Source organism: Lysinibacillus sp. FSL K6-0075 (genome assembly GCF_038592945.1).
In the GTDB taxonomy this organism is placed as follows: domain Bacteria; phylum Bacillota; class Bacilli; order Bacillales_A; family Planococcaceae; genus Lysinibacillus; species Lysinibacillus fusiformis_F.
This window is the reverse complement of record NZ_CP151947.1, coordinates 1364307-1383455: the sequence shown is the minus strand read 5'-3', so window position 1 is coordinate 1383455 and position 19149 is coordinate 1364307. Positions and strand designations below refer to the sequence as shown.

Annotated in this window: 16 protein-coding genes; 12 read left to right on the top strand and 4 right to left on the bottom strand. The window is 37.6% G+C overall.

Features of this window, described 5'->3' with window-relative positions:
* The first annotated feature begins 589 nt into the window (after positions 1-589).
* The 5 genes from MHB65_RS06495 to fba all read left to right on the top strand — a co-directional run bounded on the left by MHB65_RS06495 (position 590) and on the right by fba (position 6873).
* Positions 590-2047, top strand: a complete 1458-nt coding sequence (locus MHB65_RS06495) for a CoA-acylating methylmalonate-semialdehyde dehydrogenase (protein ID WP_205442153.1) — start codon at positions 590-592, stop codon at positions 2045-2047.
* 93 nt (positions 2048-2140) lie between these two features.
* Complete coding sequence (iolB, locus tag MHB65_RS06490) at positions 2141-2959, top strand: 5-deoxy-glucuronate isomerase (RefSeq protein ID WP_342442814.1); 819 nt, start codon at positions 2141-2143, stop codon at positions 2957-2959.
* A gap of 41 nt (positions 2960-3000) precedes the next feature.
* A complete protein-coding gene (gene iolC, locus MHB65_RS06485) occupies positions 3001-3981 on the top strand; it encodes a 5-dehydro-2-deoxygluconokinase (RefSeq protein ID WP_205442149.1) in 981 nt (326 codons plus the stop codon).
* 75 nt (positions 3982-4056) lie between these two features.
* Entirely contained in the window at positions 4057-5970 is a 1914-nt protein-coding gene (gene iolD / locus MHB65_RS06480; protein WP_342442813.1) for a 3D-(3,5/4)-trihydroxycyclohexane-1,2-dione acylhydrolase (decyclizing), read from the top strand.
* Between the two features lie 45 nt (positions 5971-6015).
* Positions 6016-6873, top strand: coding sequence for a class II fructose-1,6-bisphosphate aldolase (gene fba, locus MHB65_RS06475; protein ID WP_004232236.1), 858 nt, complete (start codon positions 6016-6018; stop codon positions 6871-6873).
* Between the two features lie 87 nt (positions 6874-6960).
* Here fba and MHB65_RS06470 read toward each other — a convergent pair whose 3' ends face one another.
* A complete protein-coding gene (locus MHB65_RS06470) occupies positions 6961-7824 on the bottom strand; it encodes an AraC family transcriptional regulator (RefSeq protein ID WP_342442812.1) in 864 nt (287 codons plus the stop codon).
* A 278-nt stretch (positions 7825-8102) separates the two neighbouring features.
* On the opposite strand from MHB65_RS06470, the gene MHB65_RS06465 reads away from it, so the two are divergent.
* Together MHB65_RS06465 and MHB65_RS06460 are read left to right on the top strand one after the other, a co-directional pair.
* The gene (locus tag MHB65_RS06465; protein ID WP_342442811.1) at positions 8103-9338 is read left to right on the top strand and encodes an MFS transporter; all 1236 of its coding nucleotides are present in this window, start codon (positions 8103-8105) and stop codon (positions 9336-9338) included.
* A 25-nt stretch (positions 9339-9363) separates the two neighbouring features.
* Positions 9364-10770, top strand: a complete 1407-nt coding sequence (locus MHB65_RS06460) for a M20 family metallopeptidase (protein WP_342442810.1) — start codon at positions 9364-9366, stop codon at positions 10768-10770.
* A gap of 613 nt (positions 10771-11383) precedes the next feature.
* Here MHB65_RS06460 and MHB65_RS06455 read toward each other — a convergent pair.
* The gene (locus MHB65_RS06455; protein WP_342442809.1) at positions 11384-12679 is read right to left on the bottom strand and encodes an ArsR family transcriptional regulator; all 1296 of its coding nucleotides are present in this window, start codon (positions 12677-12679) and stop codon (positions 11384-11386) included.
* A 132-nt stretch (positions 12680-12811) separates the two neighbouring features.
* Between MHB65_RS06455 and MHB65_RS06450 the strand changes: the two genes are divergently transcribed.
* Positions 12812-13195 carry an NUDIX hydrolase gene (locus MHB65_RS06450; RefSeq protein ID WP_342442808.1) on the top strand — a complete coding sequence of 128 codons (384 nt, stop codon included), beginning with the start codon at positions 12812-12814 and terminating at the stop codon, positions 13193-13195.
* 48 nt (positions 13196-13243) lie between these two features.
* On the opposite strand, the gene MHB65_RS06445 is transcribed toward MHB65_RS06450, so the two are convergent.
* Positions 13244-13429 (bottom strand): hypothetical protein, encoded by a 186-nt coding sequence (locus MHB65_RS06445; protein ID WP_205442142.1) that lies wholly within the window; start codon positions 13427-13429, stop codon positions 13244-13246.
* An 88-nt stretch (positions 13430-13517) separates the two neighbouring features.
* Positions 13518-14852 carry a type I glutamate--ammonia ligase gene (gene glnA, locus MHB65_RS06440; RefSeq protein ID WP_205442140.1) on the bottom strand — a complete coding sequence of 445 codons (1335 nt, stop codon included), beginning with the start codon at positions 14850-14852 and terminating at the stop codon, positions 13518-13520.
* 584 nt (positions 14853-15436) lie between these two features.
* On the opposite strand from glnA, the gene MHB65_RS06435 reads away from it, so the two are divergent.
* The 4 genes from MHB65_RS06435 to MHB65_RS06420 are packed head-to-tail and all read left to right on the top strand — an operon-like array spanning position 15437 to position 19145.
* Positions 15437-16567, top strand: a complete 1131-nt coding sequence (locus MHB65_RS06435; protein WP_342442807.1) for a SpoIIE family protein phosphatase — start codon at positions 15437-15439, stop codon at positions 16565-16567.
* Between the two features lie 6 nt (positions 16568-16573).
* A complete protein-coding gene (locus MHB65_RS06430) occupies positions 16574-16993 on the top strand; it encodes an ATP-binding protein (protein ID WP_342442806.1) in 420 nt (139 codons plus the stop codon).
* Between the two features lie 29 nt (positions 16994-17022).
* A complete protein-coding gene (locus MHB65_RS06425) occupies positions 17023-18720 on the top strand; it encodes a methyl-accepting chemotaxis protein (RefSeq protein WP_342442805.1) in 1698 nt (565 codons plus the stop codon).
* A gap of 38 nt (positions 18721-18758) precedes the next feature.
* Complete coding sequence (locus MHB65_RS06420; RefSeq protein WP_342442804.1) at positions 18759-19145, top strand: STAS domain-containing protein; 387 nt, start codon at positions 18759-18761, stop codon at positions 19143-19145.
* Positions 19146-19149 lie beyond the last annotated feature (4 nt).

Below are 19149 nucleotides of genomic sequence, written 5' to 3'. Positions count from 1 at the left end.
TTTTATTGTTAACTTTTTGAATTTTATATGCTATACTCGTCTCAAGAAACAAGAAAACTGAATTTAAAGTCAATAATAAATATTCTGTTTTATCTTGATTCGCTAGATGCAATGATTATTGTTTGCCTCTTAGAATGTAGTAAGGGAGTGGGGAAATACCTTTAGTTAAAACAAAAAGCGAACTTAAGTAGCGTTAAGACAACTTTGAGATGTAACAATCACGTTAGTTTAAAAGCATTTCAAGATCATAGAACATCCAATATCAAATTGTTACACAACACGATCCTACTAAAATGGTTATTGACGATATGGACTTGAATTAAACGAAATGATAAAGTCGTTATCTTTACCATCATCGTACACATAAGATGGGAGAGAATTCCATCTATTATTTATTAACATCAGCACTCAAGGTTAATAGTGTCATTTACTCAAAAATGTAATGATAACTTTTGTTACTATTGGTGCAGGTAAATGGCACATCGATTTTGAAAAAGTGCTGTTTTTAAATGATGTACGATGATTGAAATATTTTAAAACATTCTATATAAAAAATACTAATTTTTTTGAATAAGAGGAGGTCCTTATCATGTCAAGAAAACTGAAAAACTTTATTAATGGTGAATGGATAGAAAGTAGAACAGATAAATATGAAAATGTATACAATCCAGCAACGAAAGAAGTATTAGCACAAGTACCACTTTCCACTTCAGAAGATTTTGAAGAAGCTGTTCAAAAAGCACAAGAAGCACAAAAAAATTGGGGGAAAACACCTGTTGTACGTCGTGCGCGTATTTTGTTCAAATACCATAACTTATTACAAGAACATCAAGAAGAACTTGCTACTTTAATCACAAAAGAAAATGGTAAAAGTTATACAGAAGCGCTTGGTGAAGTTGGTCGTGGTATTGAAAATGTAGAATTTGCAGCAGGTGCTCCTACTTTAATGATGGGTGATTCTCTTGCAACAATCGCTTCTGATATCGAGGCAACAAATTATCGTTACCCTATCGGTGTAGTTGGCGGTATTGCACCATTTAACTTCCCAATGATGGTTCCATGTTGGATGTTCCCAATGGCAATCGCACTTGGTAATGCATTTATTTTAAAACCATCTGAAAAAACGCCATTACTTGCTGAAAGATTAGCACAACTATTAGATGAGGCTGGTTTACCAAAAGGTGTATTTAGCATTGTTCATGGTGCTCATGATGTTGTAAATGGTATTTTAGATCATCCAGTTGTGAAAGCTGTATCATTTGTTGGTTCTAAGCCAGTTGGTGAATATGTTTATAAACGTGCAAGCCAAAACTTAAAGCGTGTACAAGCTTTAACAGGTGCAAAAAACCATACAACTGTACTAGCTGACGCAGATTTAGATTTAACTACAAAAGAAATTATTAGTGCTGCATTCGGTTCTGCTGGTGAACGTTGTATGGCTTGTGCAGTTGTTACTGTAGAAGAATCAGTCGCTGACGAGCTAATAGCTAGACTAAAAAAAGCAGCTGATGAAATTACAATGGGTAATGGTTTAGATGATGGTATCTTCCTAGGTCCTGTTATCCGAGAAGAAGCGAAGCAGCGTACATTAAATTACATTGAAAAAGGTATTGCTGAAGGAGCAAAGCTTCTACGTGATGGACGTGGTGAACAAAATGAAGACGGCTACTTCTTAGGTCCTACAATATTCGAAAATGTGACACAAGATATGACGATTTGGAAAGAGGAAATTTTCGCACCAGTGCTATCAATCGTACGTGTGAAAAACTTAAAAGAAGCCGTTGAATATGCTAACCAATCAGAATTCGCTAACGGAGCATGTCTATTTACGACAAGTGCATTATCTGTTCGTTACTTCCGTGAAAATATTGATGCAGGTATGTTGGGTATCAACCTAGGCGTACCAGCGCCAATGGCATTTTTCCCGTTCTCCGGTTGGAAGTCTTCATTCTACGGAACTTTACATGCAAACGGAAAAGACGGAGTAGATTTCTATACGCGTAAAAAAGTAGTAACTGCTCGTTACAACGAACCCGATTTTTCATAAATGAAACAAAAAAAGAAGGGAAGTCTCTCCCACTTCCCTTCTTTTTTCTACAGGTTAATTGGAAACCCTTTCTAAATAGGAGGAAGACGATAAATGAGTCAATTACTTAGAAAACCTGACAATAAAATAATTGCTGAAGGTGTAACTTTAGTGCATGAGGTAACAAAAGAAAACTCTGAATTAGTATATGTTGGTTTTAAAATGCTAGATTTAGAGCCACACGCAGTTTATAAAGAAACATTAACGGATTTAGAACTATGTATTGTAGCTTTAACTGGAAAAATCACTGTAACAGATGGCCAAGACAGCTATAAAGAAATTGGAACACGTCAATCTGTTTTTGAAAGAATACCAACAGATAGTGTTTATATTTCACATAATAAATCATTGAAAATCACAGCGAACACAAAAGCACGCGTCGCTCTTTGCTATGCCCCATCTGATCAAGAATTACCTACAAAATTCATTAAAGCATCTGATAATGGTATCGAAAATCGCGGTAAATACAATAATAAACGTTTAGTTCATAATATTTTACCTGATTCAACTCCATCAGCAAATAGCTTGCTTGTTGTAGAAGTAATTACAGAAACAGCTAATTGGTCAAGCTACCCTCCCCATAAACATGATCAAGACAATTTGCCAGAAGAATCATTTTTAGAAGAAAGCTATTACCACGAAATCAATCCACAGCAAGGTTTTATTTTTCAACGTGTTTACACTGATGACCGTTCATTAGATGAAACAATGGCTGTGGAAAACGGGGATGTGGTCCTTGTGCCAAAAGGTTATCACCCTGTAGGAGTTCCTGATGGTTATACTTCTTATTACTTAAATGTTATGGCTGGTCCAACTCGTATTTGGAAATTCAATAATGATAAAGATCATGAATGGATTATTCACCGTCCATAAAACTGTATTATTTATTTCATCTAATAAAAGGAGAGACCCCAATGGTACTGATATTTAATCAAAATAGAGAATTTGATATTATTGCAATTGGCCGTGCCTGTATCGACTTAAATGCAAACGAATACAATCGCCCAATGGAAGAAACGATGACTTTTACAAAATACGTTGGCGGTTCACCCGCCAATATCGCAATTGGTAGTAGTAAACTTGGCTTGAAGGCTGGATTTATTGGTAAAATCCCGCAAGATCAACATGGTCGTTTTATTAAACAATATATGAGTGAAAAAGGTGTGGACACTTCCAATATGGTGTTTGACACAGAGGGCCGTAAAGCAGGTTTAGCTTTCACAGAAATTCTTAGCCCTAGTGAATGTAGCATATTAATGTATCGTGATCATGTAGCGGACTTATATTTAGAGCCTTCTGAAGTAAACGAAGATTACATTAAAAAGACCAAAATTTTACTTGTTTCAGGTACAGCTCTTGCACTTAGCCCTTCTCGTGAAGCGGTATTCAAAGCAATTAGCTTAGCTAAAAAACATGCTGTTAAAGTTGTTTTCGAATTAGATTATCGTCCTTACACTTGGCATTCACAAGAAGAAACTTCCATTTACTATTCCTTAGTAGCGCAGCTTTCAAATGTTGTGATTGGTACTCGTGATGAGTACGATGTAATGGAGAATTTAGCTACACCAGGTAACAATGATGACACCGTAAAACATTTATTTGCACATGATGCAGAATTAGTTGTCATTAAACATGGTGTTGATGGCTCTTACGCTTACGAACCAAACGGAGCCACATATCATGGTCAAGCTTATAAAACCCAAGTATTAAAAACATTCGGTGCTGGTGATTCATATGCATCTGCTTTCTTATATGCCGTCGTTAACGGAAAAGATTATGAAACCGCCCTAAAGTATGGTAGTGCTTCCGCTTCAATAGTCGTTAGTAAGCATAGTTCATCTGAAGCCATGCCAACAGTACAAGACATTGAAGATCTTATTAAAGATCGTTCTTAATTAAACTAGTATGCCTCAGAGTAGTAGATTGTCATCTTTATTTGCTTATTAATTTTAGAAAGAAGGTTTTAATATATGAAAGAAAAGATTCGTCTAACAACAGGGCAAGCACTAGTAAAGTTTTTGAAACAGCAATATATCCATATTGATGGAAAAGAATTTCGATTCGTAGATGGAATCTTTAACATTTTTGGGCACGGCAATGTTTTAGGAATCGGACAAGCATTAGAACAATATGGGGAAGATTTAAAAATTTATCAAGGAAAAAATGAGCAGGGCATGGCACATGCAGCTATTGCCTTCAGTAAACAAAAGCTGCGTCAACAAATTTACGCAGTGACTACTTCTGTAGGCCCTGGTTCTGCAAACCTTGCAGCAGCAGCTGGAACAGCGTTAGCAAATAATATCCCTGTACTCTTTCTTCCTGGTGATGTTTTCTCCAGTAGACAGCCAAATCCTGTTTTACAACAAATAGAACATGAGCACAGTGCAGATATTTCTACTAATGATGCATTACGCGCTGTTTCCCGCTATTGGGATCGTGTTACACGACCAGAACAATTGATGTCTAGCTTAATTCGTGCATTTGAAGTAATGACAAATCCAGCAACTGCAGGCCCAGCAACTATTTGTATTGGACAGGACGTAGAAGGTGAAGCATTCGATTACGATGAAGCATTCTTTAAAAAGCGAGTCCATTATTTAGATCGTAAAGCACCAGTAGCACGTGAAAAACAAGGTGCCCTCGAGCTTATTAAAAAAAGTAAACGACCAGTCTTTGTAATTGGAGGCGGCGCTAAATATTCCGAAGCTCAAGAAGTATTAGCGCGTATATCCGAAAAATGCCATATCCCCTTAGTTGAAACACAGGCTGGTAAATCGACTATTGCTGCAAATTTCGCTAATAACCTAGGTGGCTTAGGTGTTACAGGTACTCTAGCAGCAAACAAAGCTGCCAAAGAAGCTGATCTAATTATTGGCCTAGGGACCCGTTACACAGATTTTACGACAGCATCAAAAACGGCATTTGATTTTGATAACGCTAAGTTTTTAAACATTAACATTAATCGTTTTCAAGCTTATAAATTAGATGCCTTCCAAGTTGTAGCAGATGTTCGCGCAACACTTGAACTGTTAGAGGCAGAATTACATGATTACCAATCCACTTTCGGCACACGAATTGTGGAATTAAAAGAAGAATGGACGAAAGAACGCAATCGCCTAAGTAATGTGACATATACACGTGAAGGTTTTGATCCAGAAATTAAAAACCATTTCTCACAATCTACTATTAATGAGTATGCTGATGCATTAAATACGACATTCGCTCAAACTACTGCATTATGCACGATCAACGATGCGATTGATGATGCTGCCATCGTGGTGACAGCTGCCGGCTCTTTACCAGGTGACATGCAACGCATTTGGAATCCTAAGTCAGCAAATACTTATAACGTGGAGTATGGGTACTCTTGCATGGGCTATGAAATTGCAGGTGCATTAGGTGCTAAACTAGCAGAACCTACCAAAGAAGTTTATGCAATGGTTGGTGATGGCAGTTTCCTTTTACTCCATTCAGAACTTGTAACCGCTTTGCAATACAATAAAAAAATTAATGTAATGTTATTCGATAACTCTGGCTTTGGCTGCATTAATAACTTACAAATGGGCCATGGTAGCGGTAGCTTCTTTACTGAATTCCGTACAGCTAATAATCAAATATTAAATATTGATTATGCAAAGGTCGCAGAAGGATATGGCGCAAAGGTTTATCGTGCTAACACGGTAGAAGAATTGAAATTCGCAATCGAAGATGCTAAAGAGCAAACTGTTTCCACGTTAATTGAAATGAAGGTATTACCAAAAACAATGACAGATGGCTACGAATCTTGGTGGAATGTTGGTGTAGCTGAAGTATCAAACAATGAAAAGATTCAAAAAGCTTATGAAGAAAACCAACATCATCGTGAAGCAGCACAACAATACTAATTTTTCAAAATAAATAATAGTTTTTTAGAAGACGAGGTGAATGTTATGGGATTTGTCACATTAAAGGATTTATTGCCACAGGCAAAAAAAAACCATTATGCTATTGGACAATTTAACATTAATAGTTTCCAATGGATAGAAGCCATATTACGTGCTGCTGAACAACAAAAATCACCTGTAATTTTAGCATCATCAGATCGAATCGTTGATTATCTCGGTGGTTTTAAATTAATCTCTGCTACAGCCGATAGAATGATAAAAGAGATGAACATTACAGTACCCGTAGCCCTCCATTTAGATCATGGTTTTACAGTTGAACGATGCATGGAAGCCATTGATGCAGGCTATAGTTCTGTTATGTACGATGGCTCTAAGCTTCCCTTAAAGGATAATATCACTACAACTCGTGAAGTTGTCGATTATGCCAAAAGGTATAACGTTTCAGTAGAGGCAGAAATCGGTTCTGTCGGTGGAACAGAAGATGGTGTTACTTCAGGTATTAAGTATGCAGATCCAAACGAATGCTATCAGTTAGTTGAATCGACAAATATCGATGTACTAGCAGCTGCATTAGGCTCAGTTCACGGACCTTATCAAGGCGAACCACAGCTTGCCTTTGATTTAATGAAAGAAATTTCTGAACATCTAAACGATATTCCTTTATCTTTACATGGCGGCTCCGGTATTCCTGAGCATCAAATTATTCAAACGATTGAATATGGCCATGCTAAAATAAACGTAAATACTGAATGTAATCAAGCATGGGCTCAAGCTATTCGTGAAATACTTACAAATAATCAAAATTTATATAACCCACCAGATATTTTAAAGACAGGTATGGATGCTATCGAAAGAGTTGTGTTTGAAAAGATACAATTATTTAATTCATTTAATAAAGCTTAGCATCTTGTATTGAACTATATTCCATAAAGCATCATTACAACAAAAATGGATTTGGTCAACTATTCGTTGACCAAATCCATTTCATCTTTACTTTATTGGAATCCAAATTTCTGAGTATGAATCAGGGCTGTAGGCGTCCTCTTCAGGGTAAACCTCAAGCTCCGCTGTTCCTGCTGGTTCGTATGGATTGGATGGGAACCACTCTGAATAAATTTGTTTCCACGTATTTTGCATCGCATCTGGCATAGGGCCATGTACCTCAAAGATAACCCATTTGGATGGAGGTACTTCCATTGTTAAGAGATCTTCTCCTACTTCTCCTACATGATCAGCAGCAATCCAATAATCAATGAAGCCTTTTTGTCCCTGGCTTGTATTTGGTACACAAACACCTAGTACGCCATTGATAGTGCCATTATTTAATTGATATAACTGATGGTCAAAGCCACTTTGATTCACTTCATGCCAAAATAGAGGGATTTCCCGTGTATTCTCTCCATTTTGACAGTTGTACGTTCTTTTTACACCAACAATTTGAAACTTGTCTTTTTCTACAATTTTATACTTCATTGGTTCTGCTCCCTTCAAGCTTACCTGTATCACCAGGCGATTGTATGATTGTAATGGTCCTTGCTTCTTTCTTGCTTCACTGGGCGTTACATAATGCTGTTTACGAAACGCTTTGGTAAAGGCTTCAGGAGTTTCATAGCCGTATTTGTAGGCGAGATCGATTATTTTTTGTTCCGTACCCATTAATTCTTGTGCAGCTAATGTTAATCTTCTTCGACGTAGATAATCTGCAATAGACATATCTGTTAAAATGGCAAATGTTCGTTGAAAATGAAAGACCGATGAATTAACCTCCTGTGCAATCTGTTCAATCGTAATATCCTCTAATAAATGATCCTCCATAAAATTAATGGCCTTTTGAATCGACTCAATCCAACTCATTGCTCTCACTCCTTGATCCCATCATAAAATAGATATTGCTGTATAACCTGTCTTTTTATGCTAACTTTGGACAGGTTATAAGGGAAGTATTTTTTATGGACTACTCTCCTTGCTTAATTTCGTCCTTTATATACACTTTTTTCTCTTTCTCCTCTAAATTTCATTGTACTCGAAATCAAAATATATTGAAAAATAACAATAATGTATTTATAATAACGGACAAGACCTTTATTGTCCTTAAATAAAAATAAAGAGTCTTAAAAAGGAGGAAGAATTGAATGAATGATTTACATACGCAACTGAGTGTTGGCAAACGAAATTTTATCTTTTCACTACTATTTCTAGCATGGCTAGTCGATTCATTAACATTGTTCGGCATGAATGTGGCCATCATCCCCATCAGTAAAGAATTGCATTTAACACAAACACAAAGCGGGATGGTCATCAGTAGCTTTTGGCTAAGCAGTGCACTGATGACATTGCTAGCAGGTTGGGCATCTGATAAGTTTGGCTCAAGGAAAATAATTGTTATTGCTGTATTCATGATTTCCCTCTTCTCCCTACTGACTGGGATGATTGGCTCTTTTATGGCTATTTTAGCTATTCGTTTTATTCTCGGTCTTGGTGATGGTGGTTTGCCGACAGGTAGTGGTGTTGCCATTACGGAAATTTTCAAAAAGGATGTTCGTGCACGAGCTAAATCGATGCTACTAGCAGCTCAATTAATTGGTGGCGTTCTTGCTTTATATTTGGCTGGTTTAATTGCTGATACTTGGGGCTGGCGCGCAATGTTTTACATCATTGGTGGTGTAGGCTTAATTGTCACTCTTTTATTATTTAAGTTTTACAATCCACCAAAGCTTGTCAAACAACAGGCAACAGCAGCAGAAACTTCGGATGGTCGTCCAATGAAAGAGCTCTATAAAAGTTCATTTTTATGGGTTCTTGTCGTGATGTACTTTTGCTCAAGTACAGTCCATTGGGGATTCTCCTCTTGGCTACCCTCCTATTTGGAACAAACTCGGAATTTAAATTTACGAGAAGTAGGATCACTTGCTATGATTCCACAGGCTTGTGGATTAATCGCAGCTATTATCACAGGGTTTTTAATCGACAAGGCACTGGCCGGAAAAGAAAAAGTAATTGTTTTTGTTGGTGCCATTGTTTCGGGCCTATGCTTGTATATGATGTTCAATGCATCAAGTATTCAGTTAGCTATTTCCTATCAAAGTATCTTTTCAATCGGTGATGCAGCCATCTCAATGGCAATCTTAGCCATTCCACTTAAGTATGTTTCTCAAAAAATCATAGGCTCGTTTTTAGGTATGATGTATTTCGCTAGTGGTATGGCAGGTTTTATTGCACCAACAGCCATGGGTGCCCTTATTGATGGTTTTGGTGGTTCATTCCAAGCAGCATTCTTCTTCCTGATCGGCGCCCTAGTCATCGTTGTAATTTGTGCGGTAATCTATAGAATCCCATCAAAGAATAGTAGTTTAATTGATCATGCTTAAAAAAGAAAGGTAAGGGTGAGTTTATTTGACTAAACATAGTAGACTATCTCAAATTATTGAAGAAAAACGAGAAAAATTAATTGAAGTGAGCAATCAAATTTGGCAGTATGCTGAAACAGGATTTGAAGAGTTTAAATCTGCTGAACTATTATGCAAGGCACTAGTGGATGAAGGATTTGAAGTGGATAAAGGTGTTGCCCAAATTGAAACCGCCTTCATGGGAACTTGCGGTAGCGGCAAACCTATCATCGCATTTCTTGGAGAATTCGATGCGCTTACTGGCTTAAGTCAAAGTGGTGGTATCGCACTGCCGAATCCACAACAAGTAGGAGGCAACGGTCATGGCTGCGGACACAATTTATTAGGTACAGGTTCACTTGCTGCTGCTATTGCATTACGTGATTACATGCAAGAGCACAATATCAAAGGGACTGTTCGCTATTATGGTTGTCCTGGCGAAGAAATTGGCGGTGGTAAGACCTTTATGGCAAGAGAGGGCGTTTTTGATGATGTCGATATTGCTTTGACTTGGCATCCAGGAACAACGAATAATATCATGTCGGTTGCTACACTTGCTTGTTACGAAGTATATTTTAAATTTAAAGGCAAAAGCGCCCATGCAGCTGCTAGCCCACACTTAGGGAGAAGTGCTCTTGATGCTGTGGAGCTGATGAATATCGGAGTAAACTATTTACGGGAGCATATCATTCCAGAAGCACGGGTCCATTATGCCCTTACAAATACAGGCGGTTCTTCTCCAAATGTTGTACAAGCAGAGGCAGAAGTATTGTATTTTGTAAGAGCCCCAAGAGTTTCTCAAACGGAGGATATCTACCAACGTATTTGTGATATTGCAAGAGGTGCTGCTCTGATGACAGGTACTGAGGTAGACATTGATCTAGCCTCAGCTCTTTCTAATGTGATACCTAATACAACATTAGAACAGGTTATGCATGAAAACTTCGTCAAATTAGGTGTACCTTCTTATACAGATGAGGAACTACAATTTGCAAGGGCTATTCGTGAAACATTATCGGAAGAGGAAAAAAAGGTGGATGTGCAAAGAAATCGTGAATTAGCTGGAAAAGATATGGCGGATGTCATTGACCCATTCAAGCCAGATGAATTTATGGCTGGGTCTACAGATGTTGGTGATGTTAGCTGGCTTGTTCCAACTGCACAATGTATGACGGCATGTGAACCACTTGGAACCCCTCTTCATACATGGCAAATTGTAGCGACAGGAACAACTTCCTTAGCACATAAAGGCATGCTTCACGCAGGTAAAATTATGGCTTCCACAGCACTGGATGTTCTTCTACAACCAGCATTAATTGAACAAGCGAAGGCAGAATTAATTGAACGTCGAGCTGGTGAGGTGTACACTTCCCCACTCCCATCAGACGTCAAGCAATACAAAATTCGCTCGTAGCATAAAAGAGAGTCCGTATTATGGACTCTCTTTTCATGTTGTTGAAAAAAGATGATGTCAACGGCAGAAAAAGCAACTTTGCAAGGTGAGGGGTTGATTTCCGTTCCGCCAGCGTCCTTTCCAGGGGGCGTCCGAGGAGCCGCTTCACTCACTTTCGTTCGCTCCAGGGTCTCCTCTGTGACGCTAAATCCCCTAGGAGTGACGCTGGCTCCACTCCAATCAACCATGTGCAGAAGTGTCTTTTCCTTATCTTTCATACTAGCCGTAGCGATCAAAATAGCCCATGATTTGTATAATTAGATAGGCTCTTATTTTCAATGTAGTGACAACACCCCTTCATAAAGAGTAGTGAACACCTTCACTTTATTTGAAAACCTTTGCTAAAAAGGTAACACTTTTGTGGGTTGGAGTGGAAGGCTACTTGACTCCCGTGGGATAGCGAGACAGGCGAGCCCCTGCACGGAGCGGTAGCGGAGGAAGCGGCTCGGCGCTCGCCCACAGGAAAGCAAGTAGCCTGCAACGGAAACCATTTTCACCTTTCACAAAAATTCTATTGATGGTTTTGTTTTTCAACAATATGAAATGAGAGTCCATGTAATTATGGACTCTCTTATTAGAATGGAGAAATTTTATAAACCTTCCGTGGACGTCCGCGTGTGTGGGGTTTTTCCTCTGCAACTACTTCAGCGAATCCTTTTTCCTCAAGGGTTGTTAATATTCGGCGTGCACTTCGAGCTGGTATTTGCATATATTTAGCTAGCTCATTAGCATTCAGCTCATCACTTGCTAATTTTTTCAATGATGACTTTAACTTATTTAATGTCATCACACTTAAGGAGGTTTCTTGACTTAAAGCCTCTAATTCTTCTGAGGTATAGGAATATGTAAGTTGTTCAGGCTTTCCAAGGGGTCCAGCGATTTTTTTATCATCAAAACAAACCATCCATGATCCCTTACCACAGTCCTTTGCATGCAATAAGGCATTTCCAGCGTTAATTTCTGCGTCATATACTGTTTGACCAATTCCAATTCCACAAGTCATGGCCTCTTGATCTAGTTGTGTGAAATCTTCTATATCAGGTATTTGGCTAAAATTCTTCGTGATGTCCTCCATTAAACCTCTCGTCGTGAAAATCACATAACGCCCAAATCTTGTAGATTTAATGGAACCATGAATGCTTTTTGTATATGTTAGCAAATGCTCCATAATCTTCAGTTCCATTCTAAACAACTCATCTGTAGAAAAATTATTTTTTGCGATTCCTGAAAAAGGATCAATTTCGATAATTTGCACAGCAATTTGCGTCGCCTTATAACGTAACATTTCATATGTTCGTAGCATATTCGTAATAACGGCTTCTACTGCCATTGAGGATGGGAACAGTCGATAGGTTGGAACACCTAGCTGTTGTAGCTCATGATGAATGGGATGACCTGTAATGGCCGCCTTTGTTTGGCCACTTTCCCAAAGCTTAAAATGGTAGTGTACAAGCTCATTTAAGGAGATCGTCTCAGATTCCACAAATTTAGGCTTCACTTCGATTCCTGCCTCCACCAAAGCTTGCTCCCATGCATCACTATTACCAGCATCATAGCTAATCTCATTCACTTCGATTTTGTGTTCATACAATACCCTTAACACCGTTTTATATAAGGAAGATCCTTTATACATAACATAAAAAATGGGTGTCTTTAGCTGATTCCAACTTTGCACAATATCATAGGTGATTGGCCCTGTACACAGCCACATATCCATTTCTTCTTGCAATAGAGGTGTCACTTTTTCATCTAAATCCGCTTCTGCGAGACATTCTATCGAGGTACATATAAACTCTGGCCAATTTTTCAAGACCGCTTCGACAAATTCAATTGAGTCTGAAGGGCCAAGAAGACCTAACCGTATTTTCAAGTACACCCCTCCTCTGTTCAATTAACATGATAATTTTATTATAGCAAAAGTATATAGAATTTTTCAGAAATCCATCTGTTTTTTACAATTACATACTTCATAGGTAAAAATAGATAAAAAGGGGTTTTACTTGTGAAATGGCAAGGTGCTGCCGCTATTTGTTTGAACAAAGACAATCAATTATTAATGGTTTTGCAAGGGAATAAGGATGAAGAAAAAACATGGGCTGTTCCATCAGGTGGTAAAGAGGCAACGGAAGATTTTAGGGCTTGCTGTATTCGAGAGGTTTATGAAGAAACAGGCTATATCGTAACGATTCTTAAAGAAATTCATCATAAGCAGAATGAAATTGTGGAGGTATATTACTTTGAAACTGTCCTGGCTGGCGGACAAATGCTAATTCAAGATCCTGACGAATTAATTTATGACATCGCATGGAAATCTAAGGACGAAGTTGCCCGATTACCATTAACCTTTCTAGAAGATCGAGTCTTTCTATTATCTTTATTTATTTGAATAAAAAAAGTCACGTCTCATCGACATGACCCCATCTTGTTAAATGTTCTAATCATTTTGCTGATAAATAATTAAAGCAGAATGGATGACTGTCTGTTCTCCAATAAAGAGCGTATTGTATTTGATATCAAGTATTAAAAAGCCTTTTAAATCTACTAAAGCCCGGTTAATATCAAGTTCAAATTGCACAATATCATTGTTTTGAATTGTCACAACTTGAGTTATTTGTGTCATTGCCCACACTCCTTTAATCTTATGATAGAGCAAAAAGAAGTTCATGTCACATAAAAAAGTTGGGGCAAAAAACAGCCCCAACTTTTTTTTAGTACATCTTTAAATACTCCTCACGCTCCCAATTATGGACACGTGTGCGATATTTATTCCATTCAATCTCTTTTGCAGCTGTAAATTTATCGTAAATATGGTCACCCAGTGCATCACGAACAATGGCATCCATCTCTAATTCGATTAGCGCAAATTCCAATGAGGATGGTAAACTGTCAATCCCATTCAACTCCCGCTCCGCTGCTGTCATTTTATAAATATTACGATCTACCGCAGCTGGTGGCGTTAAATCTTTACGTATGCCATCTAGTCCAGATGCTAGAATAACAGCCATTGCTAAATACGGGTTTGCTGCTGGATCAACTGAACGCAATTCAATCCGTGTAGATAGTCCACGTGCTGCTGGAATACGAATTAGTGGTGAGCGGTTTTGAGCTGACCATGCTACATAGCAAGGTGCCTCATAGCCAGGTACTAATCGTTTATAGGAATTGACAAGTGGATTCGTGATAGCCGTAAAGCCATGCACATGCTTCATGATCCCTGCCATAAAGCTACGTGCGGTTGCACTTAATTGTAAGTCAGCATGTTCATCGTAGAAGGCGTTTTTATCACCTTCAAATAACGATAAGTTAAAATGCATTCCTGACCCATTGACCCCAAACAGTGGCTTTGGCATAAATGTTGCGTGGAGGCCATGCTGTGCAGCAATGGTTTTTACGACTAGTTTAAATGTTTGAATATTATCACATGCCTCAATGGCACTGGCATACTTAAAGTCAATTTCATGCTGGCCAGGTGCTACTTCATGATGAGAAGCTTCAATTTCAAAGCCCATTCCCTCTAACTCTAAAACGATGTCACGACGACAGTTCTCCCCCAAATCAGTTGGCGCTAAATCAAAATAGCCCCCACTATCATTTAATTCCAGTGTTGGGTGTCCCTTTTCGTCCAGCTTGAACAGGAAAAACTCAGGCTCTGGTCCTAAATTAAACGAAGTAAAGCCTAGCTCCTCCATTTCCTTTAATACACGTTTTAAATTGGAGCGTGGGTCTCCTTCAAACGGTGTACCATCTGGTCTCGCAATATCACAAATAAAGCGAGCTACTTTCCCTTTTTCAGCAGTCCAAGGAAAAATTACGAAGGTATCGATATCGGGCTTTAAATACATATCTGATTCTTCAATACGTACAAAGCCCTCGATTGAAGAGCCATCAAACATGACTTTATTATCTAACGCTTTCTCTAATTGACTGACAGGCACTTCCACATTTTTAATTGTTCCTAATATATCTGTAAATTGTAGGCGAATAAATTTCACATTTTCTTCCTTCACTCGGCGTACAATATCTTCTTTTGTATAATGTTTCATTCTTCACCACTCCAATGTAATTTTAGTTAACACGTTTTTTATTACTGTTCTTAAAATACATTAAAAATGGAGAATACGCAATATGTATGTAAGGTTTTATAACATGCATATTATCGAATATATTAATCCCTTTTTTAGATTAATTTTTTTATCACATTTCCTTCTAAAATAGCGTTCTTTCATCTTAAATAAAGGACAAAATTACTACTTTCTACAAAAGGTCTTTAGTCTTACAAAAATCCTTTGTCTGTCTAATGATTGGACAGTTTATTTGCATGATTAGGAGCGAAGCGTTTTCTACATCTTCATGCAGCAAATGCATATAACACAAGAACATTGCTAAAAACATAACCTTAGAACACTCTTCATGAGCTTGGATGTCAAAAACCCTATTGATTAAGTTTTACTTTATATCACAAAAGCCTTGTATAATGCCATATTTATTGGTAAATTTATAGCAAATTAGAATTTTAATTTATTCATATTATAAGTAAATACGGAGTATATATTATGGTTAGAAATCATTATGTTGGCTTCCAGGAAATATTTAGTTATAGATACATAAGGCGGTGAATTGAGTAGGCATGTCAGTATTAATTATTGGCAGCGTAAGTAATGATGTGCTGCGTCTGCAAAAATATTTTCATCGTATCGGCATCCCAAATATTCATTGCTTTTCAACAACGGAAGCAGCAATGAATTATTTAGTAGATTCATCTTTGAAAGATGAGCTAGAATTAATCGTACTCGACACTAAAATGACACTCAGAAATTGCGAGGAAATTTGTCAGCACATTCATGTACTTAAAAATTGGATAGAAATCCCTATCCTTCTATCTACTACCTACGAAAAAACCATAACAATTGATAGGGTATTTGAAGCTGGTATTTTCGACTTTATTTTAAAACCTTTTGATTTCACTCAATTTAAGACTCGTATTCAAGTAGCCTTAAAATATCAGAGGGAAGCCACGCTTCGAAAGCAGCAGGAAAGTATGATTCAAAAAGATTTGTTTGTTGCAAAAAAATTCCAAAAGAATGCACTATCTCCCCCATTAAATCTTGAGCATATACAGGTTGATGGTCTTTATGTAACATCCAATACACTAGGAGGTGACATGTACTGCTGGTTTAAAATTAATGAACATTTAACCGCCATTCTTCTGTATGATGCAATGGGGCATGGTATCGCTGCATCACTCGTTACTATGTCTATTAGATCCTTATTAAAAGGAATGATTACGAAGTTAATTGATCCAGTAGCAGTAATTCAAGAACTTAACCGCCAAATATACGAGCTATTTTCTGATGATATGGACCGTTTTTTAATGACGGCAATCTACATACTTCTAGATACAAAAAACGGAACTTTGCACTATGTGAATGCGGCTCATCCTTCTGGTTTTTTATTTGGAAAATATGGAGAAACAGTCTTCCTCCCAGCGAATACGCCTATCCTCGGACTATTCCCTACTATTCAAATAAATAAAAAAACAATACCTTTATCAGGCTGGCACCGCATTATTCTTTATACGGATGGATTATTAACATTAAACGAGCAAAATTCAATTGATATGGACTTTTTCTACAGTTATGCTTCACAGGATAATAGCTATGCACTACAAAAGTTTTCTCAAAAATACAATTTATTTGATAATGATTACAGTGATGACATCACAGTCGTTTCAATAACAATTACATTAAAGGGTAGGTGATTGAAGATGGAATTCACACTCAATGTAAATCCTGATACACAAGCTATAGCCTTTATTGATCAAGTAATGGAGAATTATACAGAGTTATATAATCTACCTTATAAACGAGAATTACGATTTGTTGTACATGAATTAGTCATCAATGCCGTAGAGGCTATGGGGAAAATTGACACACCCTCTCAAAAGGAGATCCAAATACTTGTAACGCAATCATACGAAGAAATAAAAATAACAGTCACTGATGAAGCAAAAGGTATTGCCGAAAATGACTGGGACAAAGTTCTTCAATTCGATTTAGACGAACTTGATTATTCTGATCGTGGACGCGGTTTATTTTTTGTCAAAAATATGGTCGACCATATTTGGTTTGAAAATATTTCAGAAACAAAATTTTTAGTTGGTATTTCAAAAAAGATTCATATATAAAGTAAACGTAAAATTGGGGGCGTGTTTTAATGAAGTTATCTATACGAAAAAAAATGAATCTGCTTATATTTGGTTGTATTATCTTACTTACTTCCCTTTTAGCAGGAGTCAATTTTTTTGTTGCCAAGAACAATCTATTAGAAAGTGCTGATACAAAGCTTCTATCAGATATACAGGTAAGCTATGAATATTTAGACGCTAAATATCCTGGAGAATGGTCCATTAAAAACAACCAACTCTATAAGGGCGATATCAATATGGTAGAAAATTTTGAGGCAGCTGATAAAGTTGGAGAACTCACAAACGGGAATGCTGTATCCATCTTTCAAAACGATACTCGTATAAGTACCAATATAGTGGATAACGGTCAACGCGCTTTAAATACAAAGGTTTCTGACGAGGTTGCTACTGTTGTGCTAGGAGAAAAAAAGCGCTTTATCGGTTCTGCCAATGTCTTAGGAAGTTTACATCAAGCAGCCTATGATCCTATAGTAAATAGCCAAGGGGAGGTTATCGGCGTATGGGCAACCGCTGTCCCTACCGCTCCTTATATAAGCATTGCCACAAAATCAGCACTGGAGAATGTAGCCATTTCCTTAGTGATTGCCATTGTGATGATTGGAGGAATTAGTTGGTTCTTACAAAAACAAATTGTTAATCCGATTAATATTCTAAGTACAAATGCCAAGGAGCTAGCAGAGCTAAACTTAAATGTTAAACTGTTAAACCCGAAAGGCAAAGATGAAATCGCTGAACTAGCACGCGCATTTAGTAGTATGAAAAATCATTTAACAGAGACGATAACGATTGTGGCTGGCAGCGCACATCAAATCGCAAAGTCGTCACACACTTTAGCAGAATCATCCCATCAAACAAGTGAAGCATCTAACCAAATCGCATTGACAATGAATGAAATTGCTGTTGGTACTACGACTCAATCCGACCAGGCTGAACGAATCGTTTCCATGATGCAAAAAACGATTGAGGAAGTATCAAAGAGCTTACAAAAGGCCGAAATCACTTTAAATAGCGCTATTGAATCAACTCATATCGCACGTAAAGGAGAAGAAGCCATCAATGAAGCGATAATGCATTTAGGTGATGTAACGAAAACTGTGTCTTATGCAACTGATTCTATCCAGAAGTTAGGCAAGCGCTCTGAAGAAATTGGTGGTATTATTACCGTTATCACAGGCATTGCTGAGCAAACGAATCTGTTGGCACTCAATGCAGCCATCGAAGCAGCACGAGCAGGTGATCAAGGAAAAGGCTTTGCTGTCGTTGCATCAGAGGTTCGTCAGCTAGCAGAACAGTCAAGTTTAGCAGCAGGTCAAATTACAAATCTCATTAATGATATCCAGGCCGAAACTTCTGTGACGGTAAGGACGATGGAAAGCAATCTATTGGCGGTCGAGGAGCAAGTAACAATCATTAATAAAGGTGGAAGTGCCTTAAAAGAAATCGTGGAGAAAGTTGTCGAAACAGAAGAAGGTGTCGAACAAATGAAGGTTGCATTTACACATGTTAACGACAACTCCTTAGGTGTGCAACAAGCTATCCAAGATATTTCACGTATTATCGAAGACGCTGCAGCAGCTACAGAGGAGATTGCCGCGACTTCTGAAGAGCAATATGCGACAGTTGCAGAAATTACACAAAGTTCAGATGAGCTATCATCAATTGCTGATAATTTACAAAATGAAGTTAATAAATTTAAGTTTGAATAAATCCCCAAACAAGTAAAGAAAAATGGAGGCGCTATAGGATGAATCAGAAGAACATTGCAATGAATATTGACACAAAGGCTGATTATATTGTGATTGCGTTTACTGGCGATTTAGAATACGGGATAATCGAAGATATAAAGTCAGAGCTGCAAACACTTAGCTTGGACACAAAACACGGATACATTATCGATATGCAAAGGGTTACAAATATTGATAGCACTGGATTCGGTATGATCGTCAATTTCGCTAAGAAGGTGTCTGTAAAAGATAAAAAAATTGCCATTATTGTCGTCGATGATTTCATTCGCAACTTATTCGCTATTTCACAGGTTGATAAAGTATTCCCTATTGCCAAAAGCGAAGAACAAGCAAAGAAAATTATTAAAGAAGATTGGCTAGGAGAGCTATCACTTAACGAGTATTAATCCT